Genomic DNA, 21,541 nt, shown 5'->3' on the forward strand with positions numbered 1-21,541 from the left:
CGGAGGGGCGCTCAGCGCTCCCCGACGGCTCCTTCCGCGGCGTCGGCCCATTCCCGCCACTGCTGCGCCTGCGCGAGCGCACTCTCGGCGTCCTTCGGGCGGCCCGCGGCGGTGGCCTTGGCGGCCTGCTCCTCGAACTGGCGCACGCGCTCCCGGAACTGGGCGGCACGGGCGAGCGCCTCCGGGTCGGTGCGTCGCCATTCGGACTCGGCGGCCTCGCGGACCCGCTTCTCGATCGCCCGCAGACGGCTCTCGAGGTCGTGCATCCGCTCCCGCGGGACCTTGCCGATCTCCTCCCACCTGTCCTGCAGCTCGCGCAGCCGGGCCCGGGCGGCGTCGATGTCCGCCGCCGGATCGATCGACGCCGCCGACTGCAGCAGCGCCTCCTTCGCCTGCGCGTTCTCCTCGAACTCCGCGTCCCGCTCCGAGGCGGCCGCGTTGCGGGCGGCGAAGAACACGTCCTGGGCGCCCTTGAACCGCTTCCACAGCTGATCGTCGGCCTCGCGCGGCGCCCGGCCGGCCGCCTTCCACTCGGCGAGAAGTTCCCGGAACGCGGCCGCCGTCGCACCCCAGTCGGTCGAGTCCTGCAGTTCCTCGGCCTGCGCCACGAGATCCTCCTTGCGGGTCCGGGCGGCGGCGCGCTCGCGGTCCAGTTCGGCGAAGTGCGCGCCGCGCCGGCGGTTGAACGCCTCGCGGGCCTTCGAATAGCGCCGCCACAGGGCGTCGTCGACCTTACGGTCCACGCCGCGGATCGTCTTCCACTCCTCGAGGATCTCCCGCAACCGGTCGCCGGCAGCCTTCCACTGGGTCGACTCGGCGCCGATCTGCTCGGCCTCGGCCGCGAGGGCCTCCTTGCGGGCGGTGGCCGCCGCCCGCTGGTGCTCCTTCTCCTGTTTTGCGGCGACCGCCGCCTTCTCCGAGTCCGCGACGATCGCCGCGAGCCGCTCGGCGAGGGTGTCGAGGTCACCGATCACGGCGGCGGTGGGCAAGGACTCCGCGAGCGCCTGGGCCGCCGCCCGGGTCTTCTTCGCGTCCCCGGTGCCCGAGCTCAGCCGCGACTCGAGGATCGCCACCTCGGTCGCGAGGTCGTCGTACCGGCGGCCGAAGTGGGCAAGCCCCTCGGCGGCGTCGCCCGCCTGCCAGGACCCGATGCACCGCTCGCCCTCGGCGGTCTTCACCCACGCCGTACCGTCCTCGTCGACGCGGCCCCACCGGCTCGGATCGCTGGCCGGGACCGTGGGCTGCGGATGGGGATGGGCGGCCGGGTGCGGCTTGGGTGCCGACGACTCGGGGGCCGGCCGCTGCCGACCCGGTTTGGGAGCGCCCGGCTTCGGAGCGCGGGATTCCTGCGTTGCGTTCGGGTCGGTCATCGGTCCTCATCTCTGCCGCGCGGCACGGCTGCCTGGTCGCACTGGTTCGCGTGGTCGGGCCGCGGAGGTCGCTCCGAGACCACGCCCGCCCACTATTGAAACAGGTCGCACGGCCGGGAGGCGGCGGGTCGGGTCGACTACGGTGGCCCGTGTGTTGATCGCCGCGGCGTTCGTGCCGTCCCCACCCCTGCTCGTTCCCGAGTTGACCGGCTCCGCGGCCGCCGAGACCGCCGACCTGCGCGCCGCCGTGCTCGACGTCGGGGCGGAACTGCGCGCCGCGGCGCAGTGGGTCGTCGTCGGTACGGGCACGGAGGCCGCGCACCTCCCGGACACGGCCGTCGGAACGTTCCGCGGCTTCGGTGTCGACCTGGCCGTATCGCTCGGGCCGGCGACCGCGGGGACGCCCGATCCGCAGCTGCCGCTGCCGGCCCTGATCGCGGGCTGGTTGCGCGACCGGACGGCGCCGGTCGTGCGCGCCACCACGCACGTCGTGCCGGCCGACACGACCCCGCAGGACTGCGCCCGCTTCGGGCGGCGGCTGCGCGGCGCCCTGGACGCGGACCGCACCCCGACGGCCCTGCTCGTGGTCGCGGACGGCCCGGCCACGCTCACCGCGAAGGCACCCGGGGCCTACCACCCCGGGGCGCAGGAGGTGGACGAGGCGCTCGGCGCCGCCCTCGCGGTTGGCGACGCCGCCGCGCTCGCCGCGCTCGACCCGGCGCTCTGCACCGAACTGGTCCTCGATGGCCGCGCCGCATGGCAGGTGCTGGCCGCGGTGTTCGGCTCCGACGGACCGGCGGCGGCCGCCACGACCCACAGCAGCGCGCCGTACGGCGTGGGATACCACGTCGGGATGTGGCGACCGTGACCCGTGAGCCCCTCCCTCCGGTGGCCGTCGTCGGCCCGACGGCCACCGGCAAGTCCGATCTGGGTCTCGATCTCGCCGAGGAGCTCGGCGGGGAGATCGTCAACATCGATGCGATGCAGCAGTACCGCGGCATGGACATCGGCACCGCCAAGCTGCCCGTCGACGAGCGGCGCGGCATCACCCACCATCAGCTCGACGTCCTCGATGTCACCGAGACCGCCACGGTCGCCCGCTACCAGCAGGCCGCGACCGCCGACGTCGAGGCGATCCGGGACCGCGGCGCCGTGCCGATCATCGTCGGCGGCTCGATGATGTACGTGCAGGCCCTCCTCGACGAGTGGCAGTTCCCCGCGACGGATCCGCAGGTACGGGCCAAGTGGGAGGCGCTGCTCGCCGACGAGGGGGTGGCCGCGGTGCACGCGGCGCTGCAGCGGGCCGACCCGGTCGCCGCGGCGACGATCCTCCCCACCGACGGCCGCCGCATGGTCCGCGCCCTCGAAGTGGTCGAGCTCACCGGGGCGCCGTTCGCGGCGTCGCAGCCGCAGATCGGCGATCCCAGATGGGGGACCGTCGTGCTGGGGGTGGACCGGGACACCGTGGCCCTCGACGACCGGATCGCTCGGCGCACGGACCTGATGTTCGAGCGCGGACTGGTCGACGAGGTGGCGGCGCTGTGCGAACAGGGGCTGCACGAGGGGGTAACCGCCCGTCGGGCGATCGGGTACGCGCAGGTGCTCGAGTACCTGGCCGGTGAGTGGGACCTCGCCCACGCCCGCGAGCGCACCTTCATCGGGACGCGGCGCTACGTGCGCCGGCAACGCTCGTGGTTCCGCCGGGATCCGCGGGTGCACTGGCTCGACGGTGCCGATCCGGCGTTGCGGGACACGGCGCTGCGGGTTCTCGCCGATGCGAACCGTCGTTAAGGTGACGGGCATGGACTTCAGCAAGGGCCACGGCACCGAGAACGACTTCGTGATCCTCCCGGATCCCGACGTGCGGATCTCCCTCGAGCCGAAGCGGGTGGCGGCGCTGTGCGACCGCCGTCGCGGCCTCGGGGCGGACGGGGTCCTGCGCGTCGCGCGCGCCGGGGCGCTGGTCGACGCCGGGGTTCTGCCGGCACTGCCCGAGGGGACGGACGCCGACGACTGGTTCATGGACTACCGCAACGCCGACGGCTCGATCGCGGAGATGTGCGGCAACGGGGTGCGGGTGTTCGCGCACTTCGTCACCGCCAGCGGGCTGGAGTCGCGCGGCGAGTTCGTCGTCGGCAGCCGCGCCGGCGGCAAGCCGGTGCAGGTGCACAGCGCCGACGCCACCCACGGCGAGGTCACCGTCGACATGGGTGTGGTGCGGGAGCTGGGGGAGTCGACGGCCACCATCGAGGGCCGGGTGTACCGCGGGCTGGGCATCGACGTCGGCAACCCGCACCTGGCCTGTGTCGATCCGCACCTGACCGCGGCGACCCTGGCCGCCCTCGACCTTTCCGGTCCGGGTTTCGACCCCGGCTTCTTCCCGCAGGGGGTCAACATCGAGTTCCTCACGCCCATCTCCGCGGGCGCGGTGGACATGCGGGTGTACGAGCGGGGCGTGGGGGAGACCCGGTCCTGCGGCACCGGCACGGTCGCGGCCGCCGCCGCGGCGTTGCGTTTCGACGGGTCCGGCTCCGGTACGGTCCAGGTGCACGTCCCCGGCGGGACCGTGCAGGTGCGCCTCGAGGACGGCCGGGCCGCGTTGCGTGGCCCGTCGGTGCTGGTGGCGTCGGGCACGATCGGCGACGAGTGGTGGGGCGGCCTGGACTGACTCCCGGCCCGGCGGCGCCGGTGCGCCGCGCGGGTTTCGCCCTGCGCGGACACCCGGAAAGTCGCATGCGTCGGCGCGTCCGACGTGGGACGATGGTCGTGTATGACGAACACACGACGAAACGAATCGGCCACCGACGACGCGGACCGCGTCGCGGGCTGGGCCCCCGCCGACCCGTCTGTCGGCGAGATGCAGCTCGAGGACCGCAGCGCCCTGCGCCGCGTCGCCGGGCTGTCCACCGAACTCGAGGACATCACCGAGGTCGAATACCGGCAGCTCCGCCTCGAGCGGGTCGTGCTGGTCGGGGTGTGGACCGGCGGCACCGCGGCCCAGGCCGAGGCCAGCCTCGCCGAGCTCGCCGCACTGGCCGAGACCGCGGGCTCCGAGGTACTCGAGGGCCTGATCCAGCGCCGGGACCGTCCCGACGCCGCGACCTACATCGGCTCCGGCAAGGCCGAGGAACTGCGCCAGGTGGTGCTGGCCACCGGTGCCGACACCGTCATCTGCGACGGCGAGCTCACCCCCGCGCAGCTGACCGCCCTGGAGAAGATCGTCAAGGTCAAGGTCATCGACCGCACCGCACTGATCCTCGACATCTTCGCCCAGCACGCCACCTCCCGTGAAGGCAAGGCGCAGGTATCGCTCGCGCAGATGGAGTACATGCTGCCGCGACTGCGCGGCTGGGGCGAGTCGATGTCGCGGCAGGCCGGCGGCCGTGCCGGCAGCAACGGCGGCGTGGGCCTGCGCGGTCCCGGCGAGACGAAGATCGAGACGGACCGTCGCCGCATCCGCGAACGGATGGCCAAGCTGCGCCGCGAGATCAAGGCGATGAAGTCCGTTCGCGACACCAAGCGCACCCGGCGCATGCGTAACCGCATCCCGTCGGTCGCCATCGTCGGCTACACCAACGCCGGCAAGTCCAGCCTGCTCAACAAGCTCACCGGTTCCGGTGTGCTGGTGCAGAACGCGTTGTTCGCGACGCTCGACCCGACCACCCGCCGGGCCGAACTGCCGGACGGACGGGAGTACGTGCTCACCGACACCGTCGGCTTCGTGCGGCACCTGCCGACCCAGCTCGTCGAGGCGTTCCGCTCCACCCTCGAGGAGGTCACGGACGCGGACCTGCTGCTGCACGTGGTGGACGGGTCCGATCCGTTGCCGACGGACCAGATCAAGGCCGTGCGCGAGGTGATCACCGACGTGCTGCGCGAGTCCGACGCTCCGCCGCCGCCCGAGCTGATCGTGGTGAACAAGGTCGACGCCGCCGACCCGCTGACCCTCACCGAGCTGCGCGCCCTGCTGCCCGACGCGGTGTTCGTCTCGGCGCGCAGCGGCGAGGGACTCGACGAACTGCGCGAGCACCTTGCCGCGCTGCTCGAGCACCCGGACGTCGAGGTGAAGGTGCTGCTGCCGTACACGCGGGGCGACCTGCTCGCGCGGATCCACTCGGACGGGCAGGTCCTGAACTCCGCGCACGAGGTGGACGGTACGCGCGTGCATGCCCGCGTGCCGCAGGCGCTCGCGTCGGCCCTGGTCGAGTACGCCGCCTAGTGCGCGGGGCCCTCGTCGGCCTGGTGGCCGCGGCGGCCGTCGTGTCGGCGCCGGCCGCCGCGGCGCAGACCTCCACGGTCCCGATCGCCGAGGTCGACGGTGGCGTGCTGTGCACCCCCACCGATCCCGCCCTCGCGGAGCTGTCGGGCCTCGTCGCCTCCGGTGATCGCGTGTTCGCGGTGCCGGACGCCGGGGCCGACGAGGCGGTGTTCGAGCTCGGGGCCGACTGCGCGGTGGTGCGCCGCATCCCGCCGCCCGTCGACCCGTACGACGTGGAGGACCTCGCCGCCGGTCCGGACGGCCGGCTGTGGCTCGGCGACGTCGGCGACAATCGCGCCGCGCGCGACACCGTCGCGCTGATCTCGGTCGACCCGCAGACCGGCGCGGGCAGCCTGCACCGGCTCACCTATCCCGACGGCCCACGCGACGCGGAGACGCTGCTCGTCCCGCGCGACGGGGTGCCGCTGATCGTCTCCAAGCCGCTGTTCGGCAGTGCCGGGATCTACCGGCCGGCGGGCGGGCGGAGCGTGGACGACCTGCCCGACCCGGGGCCGGTCCCGCTCGAACGCGTCGGATCCCTGACCCTCGGCCCCACGGACACCCCCGGCGGACCCGTCGGCGGGGCCTCCTCCGCGCTGGTCACCGGTGGCGCGGTCAGCGCCGACGGCACCGTCGCCGCAGTGCGCACGTACACCGATGTCTACCTCTTCCACGCCCCCGACGGCGACGTCGCGGCGGCGCTCGCGGCAGGCCCGGCCCTGCGGGTGCCGGTGCCCCACGAACCCCAGGGCGAGGCGGTGGCCTTCACCGCGAGCGGGGACCTGCTGACCGCTTCCGAATCCGCCGGCGGCGCCCTGCCGGGAGTGCGGGTGTGGCGCGACGTGGTGGGCCTGTTCCGGCCCACGCCTGCGGAGGAGCCGGCGCAGACCCCGGGCGGGGCGATGCCCGCGGCGATCGCCGCGGGCATCGTGGTGATCGCAGCCGCCGCAGGCGGGCTGTGGCGACGGGCCGCGCGCCGCCGCCGGGGCTGACGTCAGGCGTCGAGGTCGGCGGCCACCAGCTCGGCGACCCGGGCGAGCACGTCGGTGTCGTCGCTGGTCACGGTGACCTCGGTGCCCTGGGTGGCGCCGAGCGTCATGATGAGCAGCGCCGAGCCCGCGTCGACGGGTTCGCCGCCGTCCACGGCCAGGGTCACCGGGACTCCGGAGGCGACCACGGCTTCGGCGATGATGCCGGCCGGCCGGGCATGCAGGCCGATGGACGAGCCGACGGTGACGGTGGTGCTGGGCATGGGAACTCCTTCGGGGTAGGGACGGTCGTCGGATCCGATCAGGCGACGGCGGGCTGGGCCGCGGTGTCGCTGCTGCGCAGGTGGGCGGGCCGGTGCACCTCCTTGGCGAGGGTCACGCACAGCGCACCCACGACGGTGCCGGCGGCGAGGGCGACCAGGAACCACAGCAGGTTGCCGATGGCGAAGAACACGAAGATGCCGCCGTGCGGGGCGCTGAGGGTCGTCCCGGTGGCCATCACGATCGCGCCGGTGACGGCGCCGCCGGCCATCATCGACGGGATCACCCGCAGCGGGTCCGCCGCCGCGAACGGGATCGCTCCCTCGGAGATGAACGAGGCACCGAGCAGCCATGCGGCCTTGCCGTTCTCGCGTTCGGCGGTGCTGTAGATGCCCGGCCGCAGCGTCGACGACAGTGCCATCGCCAGCGGCGGCACCATGCCGGCGGCCATCACGGCCGCCATGATCTGCAGCGAGGCGTTGTTCGAGACGTCGAGCCCGGCGACGGCGAAGGCGTAGGCGGCCTTGTTGACCGGGCCGCCGAGGTCGAAGCACATCATCAGGCCGAGGATCACGCCGAGGATGACGACCGAACTCCCGGACAGGCCGTTGAGCCAGTTCGTCAGGCCCGTGGTGATCGCGGCGAGGGGCTTGCCGAGGACGAGGAACATGAGGGCGCCGACGATGAGGGTGGCGAACAGCGGGATGATCACCACCGGCATCAGCCCGCGGGCCCACACCGGGACCGGGATGCGACCCACCCACAGCGCTGCGAAGCCTGCGATGAGGCCGCCGACGAGGCCACCGATGAAGCCGGCCCCGACGAACACGGCCACCGCGCCGGCGGTGAAGCCGGGCGCCAGGCCGGGCCGGTCCGCGATCGCGAAGGCGATGAAGCCCGCCAGGGCGGGCACCAGGAAGGAGAACGCCAGCGAGCCGAGCTGGAACAGAACCGCGCCGAGATAGGTGGTCAGGCCGCCGTCCGGGAGGTCGGTCAGCGAGTTGCCGACCACGATGTCGGCGGCGGGCTCGGTGATCTCGTACCCGCCGAGCAGGAATCCGAGGGCGATGAGCAGGCCGCCCGCGGCGACGAACGGGATCATGTAGCTCACGCCGGTCAGCAGGATCTGACGCAGCCGGGTGCCCCAGCCGACCTCGCCCGCCGAGGGTTCGTCGGCGGCCGCAGCCACGGCGGCCGCGTCGACGGTGCCCGCGGACGGGTCCTTCGCCGCGCGCATCGCCTCGGCGACCATCACGTCGGGCTCGTTGATCGCCCGCTTGACGCCCGAGGCGACCACCGGTTTGCCGGCGAACCGTTCGCGGTTCTTCACGCCGACGTCGGTGGCGAAGATGACGGCGTCGGCGCCGGCGATCACGGACGCCGGCAGGGGGGTGCTGCCGCTCGAACCCTGGGTCTCGACCCGCACCGTGACTCCGGCGCGTTCGCCCGCGGCCTTGAGGGCATCGGCGGCCATGTAGGTGTGGGCGATTCCCGTCGGGCAGGCGGTGACAGCGACGATGGTGCGCTCGGCGGCCGGGGTGGGTTCGGGCGCCGGGGTGGCCGGCGCGGACTCGGCGGCCGGGGCCGCGGTGGTGGCCGGGGCCGGTTTCGGCAGAACCCCCTCGACCAGCGCGATCACGTCCGCGGGTGTGGCCGCGTCGCGCAGTGACCCGACGAAGTCCGGCCGCACGAGTGCCCGGGCGAGCGACGAGAGCAGCTTCATGTGCTCGGCTCCGGCCCCCTCCGGGGCGGCGATGAGGAACACGAGGTCGGCGGGTCCGTCGGGGGCCCCGAAGTCCACCTTGGGGGACAGTCGCGCGAAGCCGAGCGACGCGGTGGCGACGGCGTCGGCGCGGCAGTGCGGGATGGCGATCCCACCGGGCAGGCCGGTGGCCGACTTGGCCTCCCGGTCCAGGGCGGCGGCCGTCAGTGCCGCCGCGTCGGTGGCGCGGCCGGCGGCGGCCAGCCGCGAGGCCAGCGCGGCGATGACCGACTCCTTGTCGGCGCCGAGGTCTGCGTCGAGCGCGATCAGGCCGTCGTCGATGATCGCGGGCCCGGAGGTGGCGCCGGAAGCGATGTCTGGCATGGCGTGTCCTTACTGGTGGTGAGGGAGGGCCGGGGACGGGGTGTCCAGGGGAACGGGGTGGAGCGGAGCGACCTCGACGGCGCCGGTGTCGACGTCGTCGGGTCCGGGAAGCGTGGTGCCGGGAAGTGCCACGGCCGCCGATCCGTACGCGACGGCGTGGCGGAGGCGCTCGGCGGGGCCGAGCCCGGCCAGCTCCGCGACGAGATATCCGGCGAGGGAGGAGTCGCCGGCGCCGACGGTGCTGCGCGCGGTCACGGGTCCGGGCACCGCGTGCCAGGCACCCTCGGCGGTGATCAGCACCGCGCCGGCCGCGCCGAGCGTGGCCAGCACCGCCCCGACGCCGCGCTCGACGAGCCGGCGTCCGGCGGCGACGACGGGTCCGGTGTCGCCGGCCGCCGCCGCGGATTCCAGGGCGGCGGCGTCCGCGCCGGTGAGCTGGGCGAGCTCGTCCGAGTTCGGTTTGAGCAGGTCGGGGGCGGCGTCGGGGAACCGGGCTGCGAGCGACAGCAGGGGCGATTCGGAGGTGTCCACCGCGATGCGGCACGCGACGGACCCGTCGACGGCGGCCGCGCGGACGGAGCGGACGAGGTCGGCGTACCAGTCGGCGGGCACGCCGGGCGGCAGCGATCCGGACATCACCACCCAGCGGGCGTCGGCGGCGGCATCGACGACGGTCCGGCGCAGCGCATCGAGTGTCCCTTCGGTATACGCCGGGCCGGGCTCGTTGAGCTTGGTGGTGGTGCCGTCGGGCTCGGCGACGGTGATGTTGCTGCGCGCGAAGCCCCCGGTCGGAACGGCGCGGTAGCCGATGCCGTGGTCGTCGAGCGCGGCGAGCAACGGGTCGCCGGTGTTTCCCGGCAGGACGGCCAGGACCGGCCGGCCGGCCGCGCGGAGCACGCGGGCGACGTTGACGCCCTTGCCGCCCGGGTCCACGCGGGTGGCGGCGGCGCGGTGCACCGCGCCGCGGACGAGCGGGCCCGTCAGTGCGACCGTCCGGTCCAGGCTGGGGTTGGCGGTCAGCGTGACGATCATGCCGTCACCACCTCGATTCCGTTGTCGGTGAGCTCTTTGCAGTCGGTGTCGTCGATCTCGGTGTCCGTGACGAGCACGTCCACGGCGTCGACGGGGGCGAAGCTGATCAGGTGCTGTCGGCCGATCTTGGAGGAGTCGGCGAGGACGACCACCCGGTCGGCGCATCGGACCATCGCGCGCTTGACGGCGGCCTCGTCCGGGTCGGGAGTGGACAGGCCGTGGCCGACGCTGAGCGCGTTGGTGCCGATGAAGGCGACATCGACGTGCAGAGCCCGGAGGAATCGCAGCGCGTCCTCGCCCACGCTGGCCTGCGTGATCCCGCGGACCCGGCCGCCGAGCATGTGCAGGCGCACCGATCCGAGGCCGGCGAGCCGCGCGGCGATCGGAACCGAGTTTGTGACCACCTCGAGGTCCACGTCGGCGGGCAGCGCCGCCACCAGCCGGCCGGTGGTGGTGCCGGCGTCGAACACCACACTGCCGCCGGCGGGGGGAAGGTACCGGGCCGCCGCGGCGGCGATCCGGTCTTTCTGTGCGGCATGGGTGTGCTCGCGCTCGCTCAGCGCGGGTTCGGTCACCGTGAGCGCTGCGGTGGGGATCGCGCCGCCGTGCACCCGGCGCACATGGCCGAGCCGCTCAAGCAGGGCGAGGTCCCGGCGGACGGTCTCGGTGGTGACGCGGAAACGGGTGGCCAGATCGGCGACGGACATCCGTCCCCGTCGGCCGATCAGCTCGGCGATCGCCTGCTGCCGTTCCTCTGCGTACACGCCGGGCTCCTCACCGCCGAAATGTTGGTTTATGTTGTTTTACGCCCGTATGTGTTGACATGTCAATGGTTCGGAGTAATCTCGATCACAGAATTACCCCGGAGGCCCATCCCGACACACCGGGCGGCGAGGAGGAGACATGGAGAAGGTGATTCCCGCAGCGGCGGAGATGTCGATCGTTCGGGGCACGCCCGTCGTGCCCGGGGTTGCCTACGGCCCAGTCGTGCGCCCCGCGCCGCGGCCGCAGATACCCGCCACGTTCGAGAGCATCCCGGACACCGCGCGCGACGCCGAGGCGGAGCGTTTCCGGGCGGCCGCCACCACCGTCGCGGACCGGCTGCGCAGCCGCGCCGGCCAGGCCTCGGGCGCCGCCGCCGAGGTCCTGCTCGCCAACGCCCAGCTCGCCGAGGACCGCGGCTGGCTCGGCGCCGTCGCCGCGAAGATCCGCAGCGGAGCCGGCGCGGTCGAGGCCGCCGTCGGCGCCACCGACCAGTTCGCCGACATGTTCACCAAGCTCGGCGGGCTGATGGCCGAGCGCGTCACCGACCTCCTCGACATCCGCGACCGCGTGCTCGCCGAGCTCAGCGGCCACCCCGAACCCGGTCTCGACCTGCCCGAGGAACCGTCGATTCTCTTCGCGGAGGACCTCGCCCCCGCCGACACCGCCGGCCTCGATCCGACCCGCGTGATCGGGCTCGCCACCACCCTCGGCGGGCCCACCAGCCACACCGCGATCATCGCCCGGCAGCTCGGCATCCCCTGCGTGGTCGCGGCGGCCGACCTGGACACCGTTCCCGCCGGCACCCGCGTCCTCCTCGACGGGGCCGCCGGTGAGATCCGTCTCGACCCCGACCCCGAAGGCGCGGCCGCTGCGGTCGCAACCGACCGCAGCGAGCGTGCGCGCATCGCGTCCTGGGCCGGCCCCGGCACCACCGCGGACGGTCATCGTGTCGAGATCCTCGCGAACGTGCAGGACGGCGCCGGTGCCCGTGCCGCCCGCGAGACCCCGGCCGAGGGGGTCGGCCTGTTCCGGACCGAGCTGTGCTTCCTGGACCGGGAAACCGAGCCGACCGTCGAGGAACAGGCCGTGATCTACGCGGAGGTCTTCACCGCCTTCGCCGGCCGGAAGGTCGTCCTGCGGACCCTCGACGCGGGCTCCGACAAGCCGCTGCGCTTCGTCAACCACCCCGACGAGCACAACCCCGCACTCGGGTTGCGCGGCATCCGGATCGCGACCGCCACCGAAGGACTGCTCGACCGGCAGCTCGACGCCGTCGCCGCCGCGGCCGCCCGCACAGGCGCCGCGCCGTGGGTGATGGCGCCGATGATCGCGACCGTCGCGGAGGCCGCGCACTTCGCCGCCGCCGTCCGCGCCCGCGACCTCGTGCCGGGGGTGATGGTGGAGGTGCCGGCTGCCGCGCTGCTCGCCGAACGCCTCCTCGAACACGTCGACTTCCTGTCGATCGGCACCAACGACCTCGCGCAGTACACGATGGCCGCGGACCGCATGTCGCCGCACCTCGCGGCCCTCACCGACCCGTGGCAGCCGGCCGTGCTGGCCCTGGTCGCCCGCACCGCCGCCGCCGGGCGCGCGGCCGGCAAGCGGGTCGGGGTGTGCGGGGAGGCGGCAGCCGACCCGTTGCTCGGCTGTGTCCTGACCGGCATGGGGGTCACCTCGTTGTCCTGTGCGGCAGCGGCCGTCGCCGGCGTCGGCTCCCGCCTGGCCACGGTCACCCTCGACCGGTGCCGCGAGGCCGCGGACGAAGTGCTCCGCACCGTCGACCCCGGCGAGGCGCGCGAGGCGGCGGCCCGCGTGCTCGCCTGACCGAGGTGATCCGCGTCGGGAGCGACCCCCGCGACCTGCTCCCGGAGCCGGCCGGCGCCTACCATTCCCCGTTGTGAACGAACAACTGAGGACGCGGACGGCCGGGTTCGGCTGGACCCTGCACGGCGACGGACGTCGCGTTGCCGACGGCGAGGTCGTCGCCCCGGACGAACGACTGTCCTGGCCCCGCACCGTGGGCATCGGCATGCAGCACGTGATCGCGATGTTCGGCGCCACGCTGCTCGTGCCGACGATCACAGGCTTCCCGGTCACCACGACGCTGCTCTTCTCCGGTGTCGGCACCGCCCTGTTCCTGCTGATCACCCGCGGCCGGGTGCCCAGCTATCTCGGCTCGTCGTTCGCGTTCATCGCGCCGCTGGCGGCCTCGGCCGGCGAGGGCCCCGCCGCCCAGCTCGGCGGCATCGTCGCCGTAGGAGTCGCCCTCGCGCTCGTCGGTCTCGTCGTCAAGGCGCTGGGGTCCCGCGTCGTCGACGCGCTGATGCCGCCCGTCGTGACCGGCGCGATCGTCGCCCTCATCGGCCTGAACCTCGCGCCGGTCGCGGTCGGATCCTTCGAGGCCCAGCCGCTCGTCGCGGCGATCACGCTGGCCGCGATCCTGCTCGTCACGGTGCTCGGCCCCGGCCTCGTCGGCCGCCTCGGCATTCTCGTCGGCGTGATCGTCGGCTGGCTCTTCGCCGCCGTCTCCGGCGGCCTCGCCGAGGAACGCGTCGCGGCCCTGCGCGACGCCGCGTGGTTCGGCCTGCCCGAACTGCGCGCCCCCGCGTTCGAGCTGTCCGTGGTGCTGATCGCCCTGCCCGTCGTGGTGGTTCTCGTCGCCGAGAACGTCGGCCACGTCAAGGCCGTGGCGGCCATGACCGGCCGCAATCTCGACGACGTCGCCGGCGACGCGCTGCTCGCCGACGGCCTGGCCACGACGCTCGCCGGGGTCGGTGGCGGCTCGGGCACCACCACCTACGCCGAGAACATCGGCGTGATGGCCGCGACGCGGGTGTACTCGACCGCGGCGTACTGGGTGGCCGCCGCGACGGCCGTGGTCCTCGCCTTCTCCCCGAAGTTCGGTGCCCTCGTCTTCACCGTCCCGGACGGCGTGCTCGGCGGCGCCACCCTGGTCCTGTACGGCTTGATCGGCATCCTCGGCGTGCGGATCTGGATGGAGGCGAAGGTCGACTTCACCGATCCGGTCAACCTCACGGTGGCCGCCGCCGCGCTCGTGGCCGGGATCGGCGACCTCACCCTCACTGTGGGTTCCGTCGAACTCGGTGGCATCGCGTGGGGCTCGATCGGCATCCTGATCGCCTACCCGCTCCTGCGGCGATTGGCGGACCTGCGCCGCCGGCCGCCCGGCGTGTCCGGTCACAAATAACGCTCGTTCCTGTCAGCGTCAGACCCGTCCTCCGATGTCTACCGTGAGCGTGACGTACGTCATCGGATACAGGAGCGCACATGGAACGCACCCTCTTCGAGCCCGAGCACGAACTTTTCCGCGAGTCGTACCGGAAGTTCCTCGAGCAGGAGGTGGCTCCCTTCCACGAGCAGTGGGAGCAGGACAAGATCGTCGACCGTGAGGTCTGGAAGAAGGCAGGCGCGCAGGGCTTCCTGGGCATGGCCGTGCCCGAGGAGTACGGCGGCGGCGGTGTCGAGGACTTCCGCTACAATACGATCGTCACCGAGGAGACCACGCGCGGAGGTTTCAGCGGCATCGGTTTCATGCTGCACAACGACGTCGTGGCGCCGTACCTGCTGAAGCTGGCGAACGAGGAGCAGAAGCGGCGCTGGCTGCCGGGATTCTGTTCCGGCGAGATCATCACCGCGATCGCGATGACCGAGCCCGGCACGGGCAGCGACCTGCAGGGCATCAAGACCCGCGCGGTGCGGGACGGCGACGAGTGGATCCTCAACGGTTCCAAGACCTTCATCACCAACGGCATCAACGCGGACCTGGTGATCGTCGTCGCCTGCACCGACCCGGACAAGGGGGCGCAGGGCTTCTCGCTCCTCGTCGTCGAGCGCGGGATGGCCGGCTTCGAGCGCGGCCGCAATCTCGACAAGATCGGCCTCGCGGCGCAGGACACCGCCGAGCTGCACTTCACCGACGTGCGGGTGCCCGCCGCCAACCTCCTCGGTGAGGAGGGCCTGGGCTTCATCTACCTGATGCAGAACCTGCCGCAGGAGCGCCTGTCGATCGCCGTGGTGGCGGCGGCGGCGATGGAGGCCGTGCTCGAGGACACGATGCAGTACTGCCGCGACCGCAAGGCGTTCGGCAAGTCGATCGGCAGCTTCCAGAACACCCGGTTCGAGCTGGCGGAGCTGGCCACCGAGACCACCCTCGCGCGCGTGTTCGTCGACAGGTGCATCGAGCAGCTCAACGCCGGAACCCTGAGCGTGCAGGAGGCGGCGATGGCCAAGTACTGGACCACCGACAAGCAGGTCGAGCTGATCGACCGGTGCCTGCAGTTGCACGGCGGTTACGGCTACATGCGCGAATACCCGGTCGCGAAGGCGTATCTCGACGCCCGCGTGCAGAAGATCTACGGCGGCACCAACGAGATCATGAAGGACATCATCGGCCGCGGCCTGAATCTCTGACCGGCCCCGGGGCACCGGTCCCGGCCCGGAACGAGCACGGGCGGCGCCGCGATCCGCGGCGCCGCCCGCGCGCGTTTGCGGGGAGGAGCGAGGTCAGAGCTTGCGGATCACGGTGACGACCTTGCCCAGGATGACGGCGTCGTTGCCCGGAATCGGTTCGAACATCGGGTTGTGCGGCATCAGCCACACGTCCTTCTTCACGCGCTTGAACGTCTTCACGGTCGCTTCGCCGTCGAGCATCGCGGCGACGATATCGCCGTTGTCCGCGACGTTCTGCTGGCGCACCACCACCCAGTCACCGTCGCAGATGGCCGCATCGACCATCGATTCGCCGACCACCTTGAGCAGGAACAGCGAACCCTGCCCCACCAGTTCTCTCGGGAGCGGGAACACGTCCTCGACGGACTCCTCCGCCAGGATCGGACCGCCCGCCGCGATCCTGCCCAGCACGGGAACCATGGCGGCCGGCGTGGCGGACTCGGCGGCGGTGTCGACCCCCTCCGCCGGCTGCGCCTGCGGGGCCGCAGGCTGCGGATCGTCGAGGCCGCGCACGTCCACTGCCCGGGGGCGGTTCGGATCGCGCCGGAGGAAGCCCTTGCGTTCGAGGGTGCGCAACTGGTGCGCCACCGACGAGGTGGAGTTGAGGCCCACCGCGTCGCCGATCTCGCGGATGCTCGGAGGGTAGCCCCGTTCGGTGACCGATTCGCGGATCACCTCGAGGACGCGGCGCTGGCGTTCGGTCAGGCCGGCGGCCGGATCGGCGGTGGTCGTCCGGCTCCGCCCGGCCCGGGGATGGCCGTCCGTCATGATCGTGACCTCCGTGCGTCGTGTGTCGGATGTGCTGGATGTGATGGATCGAATCTAGCTCTCCGATGGCCGGTTATCAAACATCTGTTCGAGATTTTCGGCCGGTAGTGCTGACTTTGTCGGAGCGGCGTGGTACACATCGAACACACGTTCTTTCGAACAGGTGATCGAATTACTCTCGCCGTCGATCGAGCGGTGACCGAAGTTCCGCCGCGGGCCCCGTCCCGCGGACGAGCGACACGGAGGCCTCGATGAGGACATCAGCAGTTCGCCGCACCGAATGGAACGACACCCGGCACCACCCAGGCCAGTGCGACGACACCGGGCAGTACGACACGGGACACTACGACGACACAGGGCCGTGCAACGACACCGGGCAGTTCGAGGACACAGGGCAGTTCGAGGACCCAGGGCAGTACGACACCGGACGGGACGGCGAAGGCCGGGCACGACGCTCCGCGGCGACGCACCTCGCCCGGCGGCCGCACGAGGCGCCGGACCGGCGGCTGCCGGTCCGCCCGGATCCGGGGGTGGTGGACTACCGGCGCGCTCCGGTCCGGGTCTCGCGCGTCCCGCACCGCCCCGCCGGGACCGCGCAGCCCGGCCTGCGCACCGTACTGGCGACGGCCCTGCTGACCGCGGTCGCGACCGCGGGACTGCTCGGAATTGCGCACCTGCGCACCAGCCAGGTTGCGGCCGGGGCCGCACGTACCGACGTCACCGTCGTGCAGGCGGGGGAGTCGCTCGGCGACGTCGCGGCGCGGGTGGCTCCGGGTTTGCCCCGCCCCGAGGCGATCGAGCGGATCCTCGAACTCAATGCCATGTCGGACGGCCGTCTGCGGGACGGCCAGACCCTGCTCGTTCCGGCCTCCGCGCCGCGGTGAACCGGCATGGACGGGCGGGTACCGGATCCGGCCGACGATCCGGGTATGCAGGTATTGTCGACTCTTGTCAGTCACACCACCTCGTGTGGTCGCGCCGAGAGCGATTCGCCTGCCGGTGAGTCCGGTCTCGGGAGGACGGCATCGGTTCGACGCCGACGTCGCGGCCAGCACGGCTACGACGAAGGAATCGACATGTACTGCCCGTATTGCCGGCACCCCGATTCCCGCGTCGTCGATTCCCGCGAAGCCGACGAGGGGGCCGCGATCCGTCGCCGAAGGGCATGCCCCCAGTGCGGCAGGCGTTTCACCACCGTCGAGACGGCGGTGCTGTCGGTCGTCAAGCGCAGCGGCGTCACCGAACCGTTCAGCCGGGAGAAGGTGGTGCGCGGAGTGGCCCGTGCCTGCCAGGGCCGCGACGTCGACAACGACGCCCTCAACCTCCTCGCCCAGCAGGTCGAGGACGCGGTGCGGGCCAAGGGTTCCCCGGAGATTCCGAGCAACGAGGTCGGTCTGGCCATCCTCGGCCCGCTGCGGGACCTGGACGAGGTGGCGTATCTGCGATTCGCCTCCGTCTACCGGTCCTTCAGCTCCGCAGAGGATTTCGAGCGCGAGATCAAGGAACTGCGCGAGCACCAGCACCGACGCGAGACCGAGTCCCCGGACTGAGCGCCGCGCCGTTCGGCGCGCGCCGGGATCCTCGTCGCCGGATCAGCGAATCGCCGCGACGGCCTTGAGGATTCGCGTCTCCGAGATCGGCCCGCGGGTGCCGAGGTGCTGCGCGAACAGGCTGACCCGCAACTCCTCGATCATCCACGAGACCTCCACCACGTCGGCAGCCGTGGCCCGCTCCTCCGGCAGCCGGGCGAGCAGTCGGTCGTACTCGGCGTAGACCCGGTCCAGCACGTCCATGCCCTGCCGGTCGCGAAGCGCGCTCGCCGGCAGCGATTCGAGCCGGTGTGCCGCCGCCGCCAGGTAGCGGGGCAGGTCGGCCAGCCGGGCACTGCCGAGTTCGGCGACGAAACCCCGGAACAGCAGCGAGGTCAGCTGTTCACGCACGTCCTCGGCGGCCTCGCCGCGCACCCGTTCGAGCAGCACCTCCACCTCGTGTGCCCTGGCCAGGGCGGGGACGACGAGCTTCAGCAGCGCCGCCACCCGGCCCGGCAGCTGGGCCCGCACCACCTTCGCCAGCGCGGTGAACTCGTCCGGTGTGCGCACCGGCTTGCCGTGCCGGGCGATCAGCTCGTCCACGGCGCACGCCCGGCAGTCCTCGAGCAGATCCTCGAACGAGCCGTCCGGATTGCGGCCGAGCGCCAGCCGTTCGCCGTTGCTCAGGCCCGACGTCGCGGCGCGCGCCTGCATCGGGACCGCCTCGAGCAGCAGAGCCCGCAGCCCGGTGCGCATCGCGGCCTGTTGCGCGTGCGGGGTGCTGAGCACCCGCACGGCCACGCCACCATCCTCGGCGACCAGCGTCGGATATCCGGTCACCTGCTGGCCGGCGACGGTGCGTGTGACCGTGGGCTCGAGGGTGCCGAGCGTCTCGGCTGTCCATACCAGTGCCGGCGCGCGCTCGGTGCTCGACGCCGCCCGGGAGACCTCGGCCTCGACACGGTTCGCCAGCTGCCTGCGCAGCGCGGTCAGGCTCTTGCTGCGCGCGAGTACGGCGCCGCGTTCGTCGACGGCCGCGAACGTCATCCGCAGGTGGTCCGGCAGGGCGGTCGGGTCGAAGTCGCTCGGCTCGATCCGCGCCGCGCCGAGCCGCGACAGCTCCCGCGCCATCGCGTTGACGAGCGGCTCGGAGCGCGGCTGCACGGACGCGAGGGCTGCCGCAGCGAAGTCCGGTGCCGGAACGACTTGGCGGCGAAGATGCTTGGGAAGCGTCTTGATCAGGGCGGTGACCAGCTCGACCCGCATACCGGGTACCGACCAGTCGAAGCCGACCGGCCGGACCCCGGCCAGCAGCGCGACGGGAATGCGGACGGTGACGCCGTCCTCCTCGGTGCCGGGCTCGAACTGGTAGGTGAGGGGGAACTGCAGATCGCCCTGCCGCCACGCGTCGGGGTAGTCGCCGCCGAGGACGGTGGGCGCCTCCTGGTTGACCACCGTTTCCGGGGTGAAGGTCAACAGGTCGGGATTCTTCTGCCGCTCCTTCTTCCACCACGCGTCGAAGTGCCGCGCCGAGACGACCTCCGGTCCGACGCGCTGGTCGTAGAACTCGAACAGGCTCTCGTCGTCGACGAGGATGTCGCGCCTGCGGGCCCGGTGCTCGAGCGCCTCCACGTCCTCGAGCAACTCACGGTTGGCGTGGAAGAACCTGTGGCGCGTCCGCCATTCGCCTTGGACGAGGGCATGCCGGATGAACAGCTCGCGTGAGGCCTCGCGGTCGATCGGGCCGTACTGCACGGGCCGTTGCGCGACCAGGGGAATGCCGTAGAGCGTGACCCGCTCGTAGGCCATGGCGGCCTCGCGCCTGGTGGACCAGTGCGGTTCGGAGTAGGTGCGCTTGACCAGGTGCGGGGCGAGCTTCTCGGCCCATTCGGGTTCGATCCGCGCGGTGACCCGAGCCCACAGCCGCGACGTCTCGACCAGCTCGGCGGCCATCACCCAGCGCGGCGGCTTCCTGGACAGCGACGAGCCGGGGAAGATCGCGAACCGGGTCCCGCGCGCGCCGAGGAAGTCCCGCTTCTCGCCCTCACGCACGCCGACGTGCGAGAGCAGCCCGGCCAGCAGCGACTGGTGGATCGCGTCGTGGCCGACGTCCTGATGCCGCGTCTCCCACCCGAGGTTGAGGGTGATCTGGCGCAGCTGGCCCTGCAGATCCTGCCATTCCCGGATCCGCAGCCAGTGCAGGAACTCGTCGCGGCACATCTTGCGGAACCGGCTGGACGACAGTTCCTTCCGCTGCTCCTTCAGGTAGTCCCACAGCTTCAGGTACGCAAGGAAGTCCGAGCCCTCGACGGCGAACCGGGCGTGCTTCTCGTCCGCCGCTTGCTGGAACTCGGCCGGCCGTTCGCGCACGTCCTGGATCGACAGCGCCGCAACGATGATCAGGACCTCGCGCAGGCACCCGTTGCGGTGACCCTCCACGATCATCCGCGCCATGCGCGGATCGACCGGCAACAGCGCGAGTTCGCGTCCGGTGCCGGTCAGTTTCGGTGGTTCGTCCTTCGACGGCGGTTCGAGCGCACCGAGTTCCTCGAGCAGCGCGATACCGTCGCGGACGGCCCGCGGGTCGGGGGCCTCGACGAATGGGAACGAGGCGAGGTCGCCGAGCCCGAGCGCCGTCATCTGCAGCACGACCGAGGCGAGGTTGGTGCGCAGGATCTCCGGTTCGGTGAACTCGGGGCGGGCCTCGAAGTCCTCCTCGGAGTACAGCCGGATACAGATGCCGTCGGCGACGCGGCCGCAGCGGCCGGACCGCTGCCGGGCGGAGGCCTGCGAGATCTCCTCGATGGGCAGTCGCTGGACCTTGGTGCGCACCGAGTAGCGGGAGATCCGCGCGGTGCCGGGGTCGACGACGTAGCGGATACCGGGCACGGTGAGCGAGGTTTCGGCGACGTTGGTGGACAGCACCACTCGCCGGCCGGTGTGTGGGGTGAACACCCGGTGCTGCTCGGCGGCGGACAGCCGCGCGTACAGCGGCAGGATCTCGGTGCCCCGTAGCTTGCGGTCGCGCAGCGCGTCGGCGGTGTCGCGGATCTCGCGTTCACCGGAGAGGAACACGAGGATGTCCCCGTCTCCCTCGGCGCAGAGTTCCTCGACCGCCTCACAGACGGCATCCACCGGGTCGCGGTCGACGAGCGCGTCGCCCACCTCGACCGTCAGGGGCCGGTACCGGATCTCGACCGGATAGGTGCGGCCGGAGACCTCGACGATGGGCGCGGGCGTGCCGTCGGCCGCTGCGAAGTGGTTCGCGAACCGTTCCGGGTCGATGGTCGCCGAGGTGATGATCACCTTCAGGTCCGGCCGCCGGGGCAGCAGTTCCTTGAGGTAGCCGAGGATGAAGTCGATGTTGAGGCTGCGTTCGTGGGCCTCGTCGATGACGAGGGTGTCGTACCGGCGCAGCAGCCGATCGCGCTGGATCTCGGCGAGGAGGATGCCGTCGGTCATCAGCTTGATCAGCGTCGAGTCCGACACCCGGTCGGTGAACCGGACGGTGTAGCCGACGGTGTCGCCGAGTTCGGAGTCGAGTTCCTCGGCGATGCGCTCGGCGACCGCCCGGGCCGCGATGCGGCGCGGCTGCGTGTGCCCGATCAGGCCGCGCACGCCGCGGCCGAGTTCGAGGCAGATCTTCGGGATCTGCGTGGTCTTGCCGGAGCCGGTCTCGCCGGCGACGATCACCACCTGGTGGTCGCGGATCGCGGCGGCGATGTCGTCCCTGCGCTGCGAGACCGGGAGGTTGTCGGGGTAGGTGACCGTCGGCACGCCGGCCGCCCGCGCCGCGAGCCGCAACCGCGCCTGCTCGATCTCGTCGGCGATCTTCGCCAGCGCCTCGGGTCCGCGGGCGCGGTCGAGCCGCCGGCGGATGCGGTGCTCATCGCGCAGCGATACCTCGGTGAGGCCTGCCTTCAGGTCGCGACGGGTCGCCCCGGGCGGGGCGGGGGAGCGCGGGGTCTCGGGTGAGGTGGACATGCTGAATCAACAGCCTAGCGAAGCGCGGA

Annotated in this window: 17 protein-coding genes; 10 read left to right on the forward strand and 7 right to left on the reverse strand. The window is 72.4% G+C overall.

What is annotated here, in order from left to right:
* Window positions 1-11: 11 nt before the first annotated feature.
* The gene (locus tag AIIKEEIJ_RS28375; protein WP_029543352.1) at window positions 12-1,370 is read right to left on the reverse strand and encodes a DUF349 domain-containing protein; all 1,359 of its coding nucleotides are present in this window, start codon (window positions 1,368-1,370) and stop codon (window positions 12-14) included.
* A 151-nt stretch (window positions 1,371-1,521) separates the two neighbouring features.
* Here AIIKEEIJ_RS28375 and AIIKEEIJ_RS28380 point away from each other — a divergent pair, with 151 nt between their 5' ends.
* The 5 genes from AIIKEEIJ_RS28380 to AIIKEEIJ_RS28400 all read left to right on the forward strand — a co-directional run bounded on the left by AIIKEEIJ_RS28380 (window position 1,522) and on the right by AIIKEEIJ_RS28400 (window position 6,620).
* Window positions 1,522-2,238, forward strand: a complete 717-nt coding sequence (locus AIIKEEIJ_RS28380; RefSeq protein WP_029543353.1) for a hypothetical protein — start codon at window positions 1,522-1,524, stop codon at window positions 2,236-2,238.
* Window positions 2,226-3,161 (forward strand): tRNA (adenosine(37)-N6)-dimethylallyltransferase MiaA, encoded by a 936-nt coding sequence (miaA, locus tag AIIKEEIJ_RS28385; RefSeq protein ID WP_102799286.1) that lies wholly within the window; start codon window positions 2,226-2,228, stop codon window positions 3,159-3,161. The genes AIIKEEIJ_RS28380 and miaA overlap by 13 nt, the downstream gene beginning before the upstream one ends.
* 10 nt (window positions 3,162-3,171) lie before the next feature.
* Complete coding sequence (gene dapF, locus AIIKEEIJ_RS28390; protein ID WP_161997060.1) at window positions 3,172-4,038, forward strand: diaminopimelate epimerase; 867 nt, start codon at window positions 3,172-3,174, stop codon at window positions 4,036-4,038.
* A 102-nt stretch (window positions 4,039-4,140) separates the two neighbouring features.
* Entirely contained in the window at window positions 4,141-5,589 is a 1,449-nt protein-coding gene (hflX, locus tag AIIKEEIJ_RS28395) for a GTPase HflX (protein ID WP_006935077.1), read from the forward strand.
* Entirely contained in the window at window positions 5,589-6,620 is a 1,032-nt protein-coding gene (locus AIIKEEIJ_RS28400) for a hypothetical protein (protein WP_161997061.1), read from the forward strand. Before hflX ends, AIIKEEIJ_RS28400 begins: the two co-directional genes overlap by 1 nt.
* Window positions 6,621-6,622: 2 nt before the next feature.
* Here the strand turns inward: AIIKEEIJ_RS28400 and AIIKEEIJ_RS28405 are convergent, their stop codons facing one another.
* The 4 genes from AIIKEEIJ_RS28405 to AIIKEEIJ_RS28420 are packed head-to-tail and all read right to left on the reverse strand — an operon-like array spanning window position 6,623 to window position 10,760.
* On the reverse strand, window positions 6,623-6,880 hold the full coding sequence (locus AIIKEEIJ_RS28405) for an HPr family phosphocarrier protein (protein ID WP_006935073.1): 258 nt from the start codon (window positions 6,878-6,880) through the stop codon (window positions 6,623-6,625).
* A 38-nt stretch (window positions 6,881-6,918) separates the two neighbouring features.
* On the reverse strand, window positions 6,919-8,964 hold the full coding sequence (locus tag AIIKEEIJ_RS28410) for a PTS fructose transporter subunit IIABC (protein WP_029543363.1): 2,046 nt from the start codon (window positions 8,962-8,964) through the stop codon (window positions 6,919-6,921).
* A 9-nt stretch (window positions 8,965-8,973) separates the two neighbouring features.
* Window positions 8,974-9,996: a hexose kinase gene (locus AIIKEEIJ_RS28415; protein WP_161997062.1), complete on the reverse strand. Its 1,023-nt coding sequence runs from the start codon at window positions 9,994-9,996 to the stop codon at window positions 8,974-8,976.
* On the reverse strand, window positions 9,993-10,760 hold the full coding sequence (locus tag AIIKEEIJ_RS28420) for a DeoR/GlpR family DNA-binding transcription regulator (RefSeq protein WP_006935066.1): 768 nt from the start codon (window positions 10,758-10,760) through the stop codon (window positions 9,993-9,995). Before AIIKEEIJ_RS28420 ends, AIIKEEIJ_RS28415 begins: the two co-directional genes overlap by 4 nt.
* Window positions 10,761-10,899: 139 nt before the next feature.
* Between AIIKEEIJ_RS28420 and ptsP the strand changes: the two genes are divergently transcribed.
* The 3 genes from ptsP (at window position 10,900) to AIIKEEIJ_RS28435 (ending at window position 15,192) form a co-directional block, all read left to right on the forward strand.
* Complete coding sequence (ptsP, locus tag AIIKEEIJ_RS28425; protein WP_006935064.1) at window positions 10,900-12,585, forward strand: phosphoenolpyruvate--protein phosphotransferase; 1,686 nt, start codon at window positions 10,900-10,902, stop codon at window positions 12,583-12,585.
* A 73-nt stretch (window positions 12,586-12,658) separates the two neighbouring features.
* Complete coding sequence (locus tag AIIKEEIJ_RS28430; RefSeq protein ID WP_029543368.1) at window positions 12,659-13,969, forward strand: uracil-xanthine permease family protein; 1,311 nt, start codon at window positions 12,659-12,661, stop codon at window positions 13,967-13,969.
* Between the two features lie 80 nt (window positions 13,970-14,049).
* Window positions 14,050-15,192, forward strand: a complete 1,143-nt coding sequence (locus tag AIIKEEIJ_RS28435) for an acyl-CoA dehydrogenase family protein (protein ID WP_029543369.1) — start codon at window positions 14,050-14,052, stop codon at window positions 15,190-15,192.
* A gap of 93 nt (window positions 15,193-15,285) precedes the next feature.
* Here the strand turns inward: AIIKEEIJ_RS28435 and lexA are convergent, their stop codons facing one another.
* Window positions 15,286-15,999, reverse strand: coding sequence for a transcriptional repressor LexA (lexA, locus tag AIIKEEIJ_RS28440; RefSeq protein ID WP_006935055.1), 714 nt, complete (start codon window positions 15,997-15,999; stop codon window positions 15,286-15,288).
* Window positions 16,000-16,250: 251 nt separating this feature from the next.
* On the opposite strand from lexA, the gene AIIKEEIJ_RS28445 reads away from it, so the two are divergent.
* Window positions 16,251-16,883, forward strand: a complete 633-nt coding sequence (locus AIIKEEIJ_RS28445; RefSeq protein ID WP_161997063.1) for a LysM peptidoglycan-binding domain-containing protein — start codon at window positions 16,251-16,253, stop codon at window positions 16,881-16,883.
* 192 nt (window positions 16,884-17,075) lie between these two features.
* Window positions 17,076-17,549, forward strand: coding sequence for a transcriptional regulator NrdR (gene nrdR / locus AIIKEEIJ_RS28450; RefSeq protein ID WP_029543374.1), 474 nt, complete (start codon window positions 17,076-17,078; stop codon window positions 17,547-17,549).
* A gap of 42 nt (window positions 17,550-17,591) precedes the next feature.
* Here the strand turns inward: nrdR and hrpA are convergent, their stop codons facing one another.
* A complete protein-coding gene (hrpA, locus tag AIIKEEIJ_RS28455) occupies window positions 17,592-21,512 on the reverse strand; it encodes an ATP-dependent RNA helicase HrpA (RefSeq protein ID WP_161997064.1) in 3,921 nt (1,306 codons plus the stop codon).
* Window positions 21,513-21,541: the final 29 nt, after the last annotated feature.

It is taken from the genome of Rhodococcus sp. YH1 (genome assembly GCF_009939605.1).
GTDB lineage: Bacteria > Actinomycetota > Actinomycetes > Mycobacteriales > Mycobacteriaceae > Rhodococcus > Rhodococcus aetherivorans.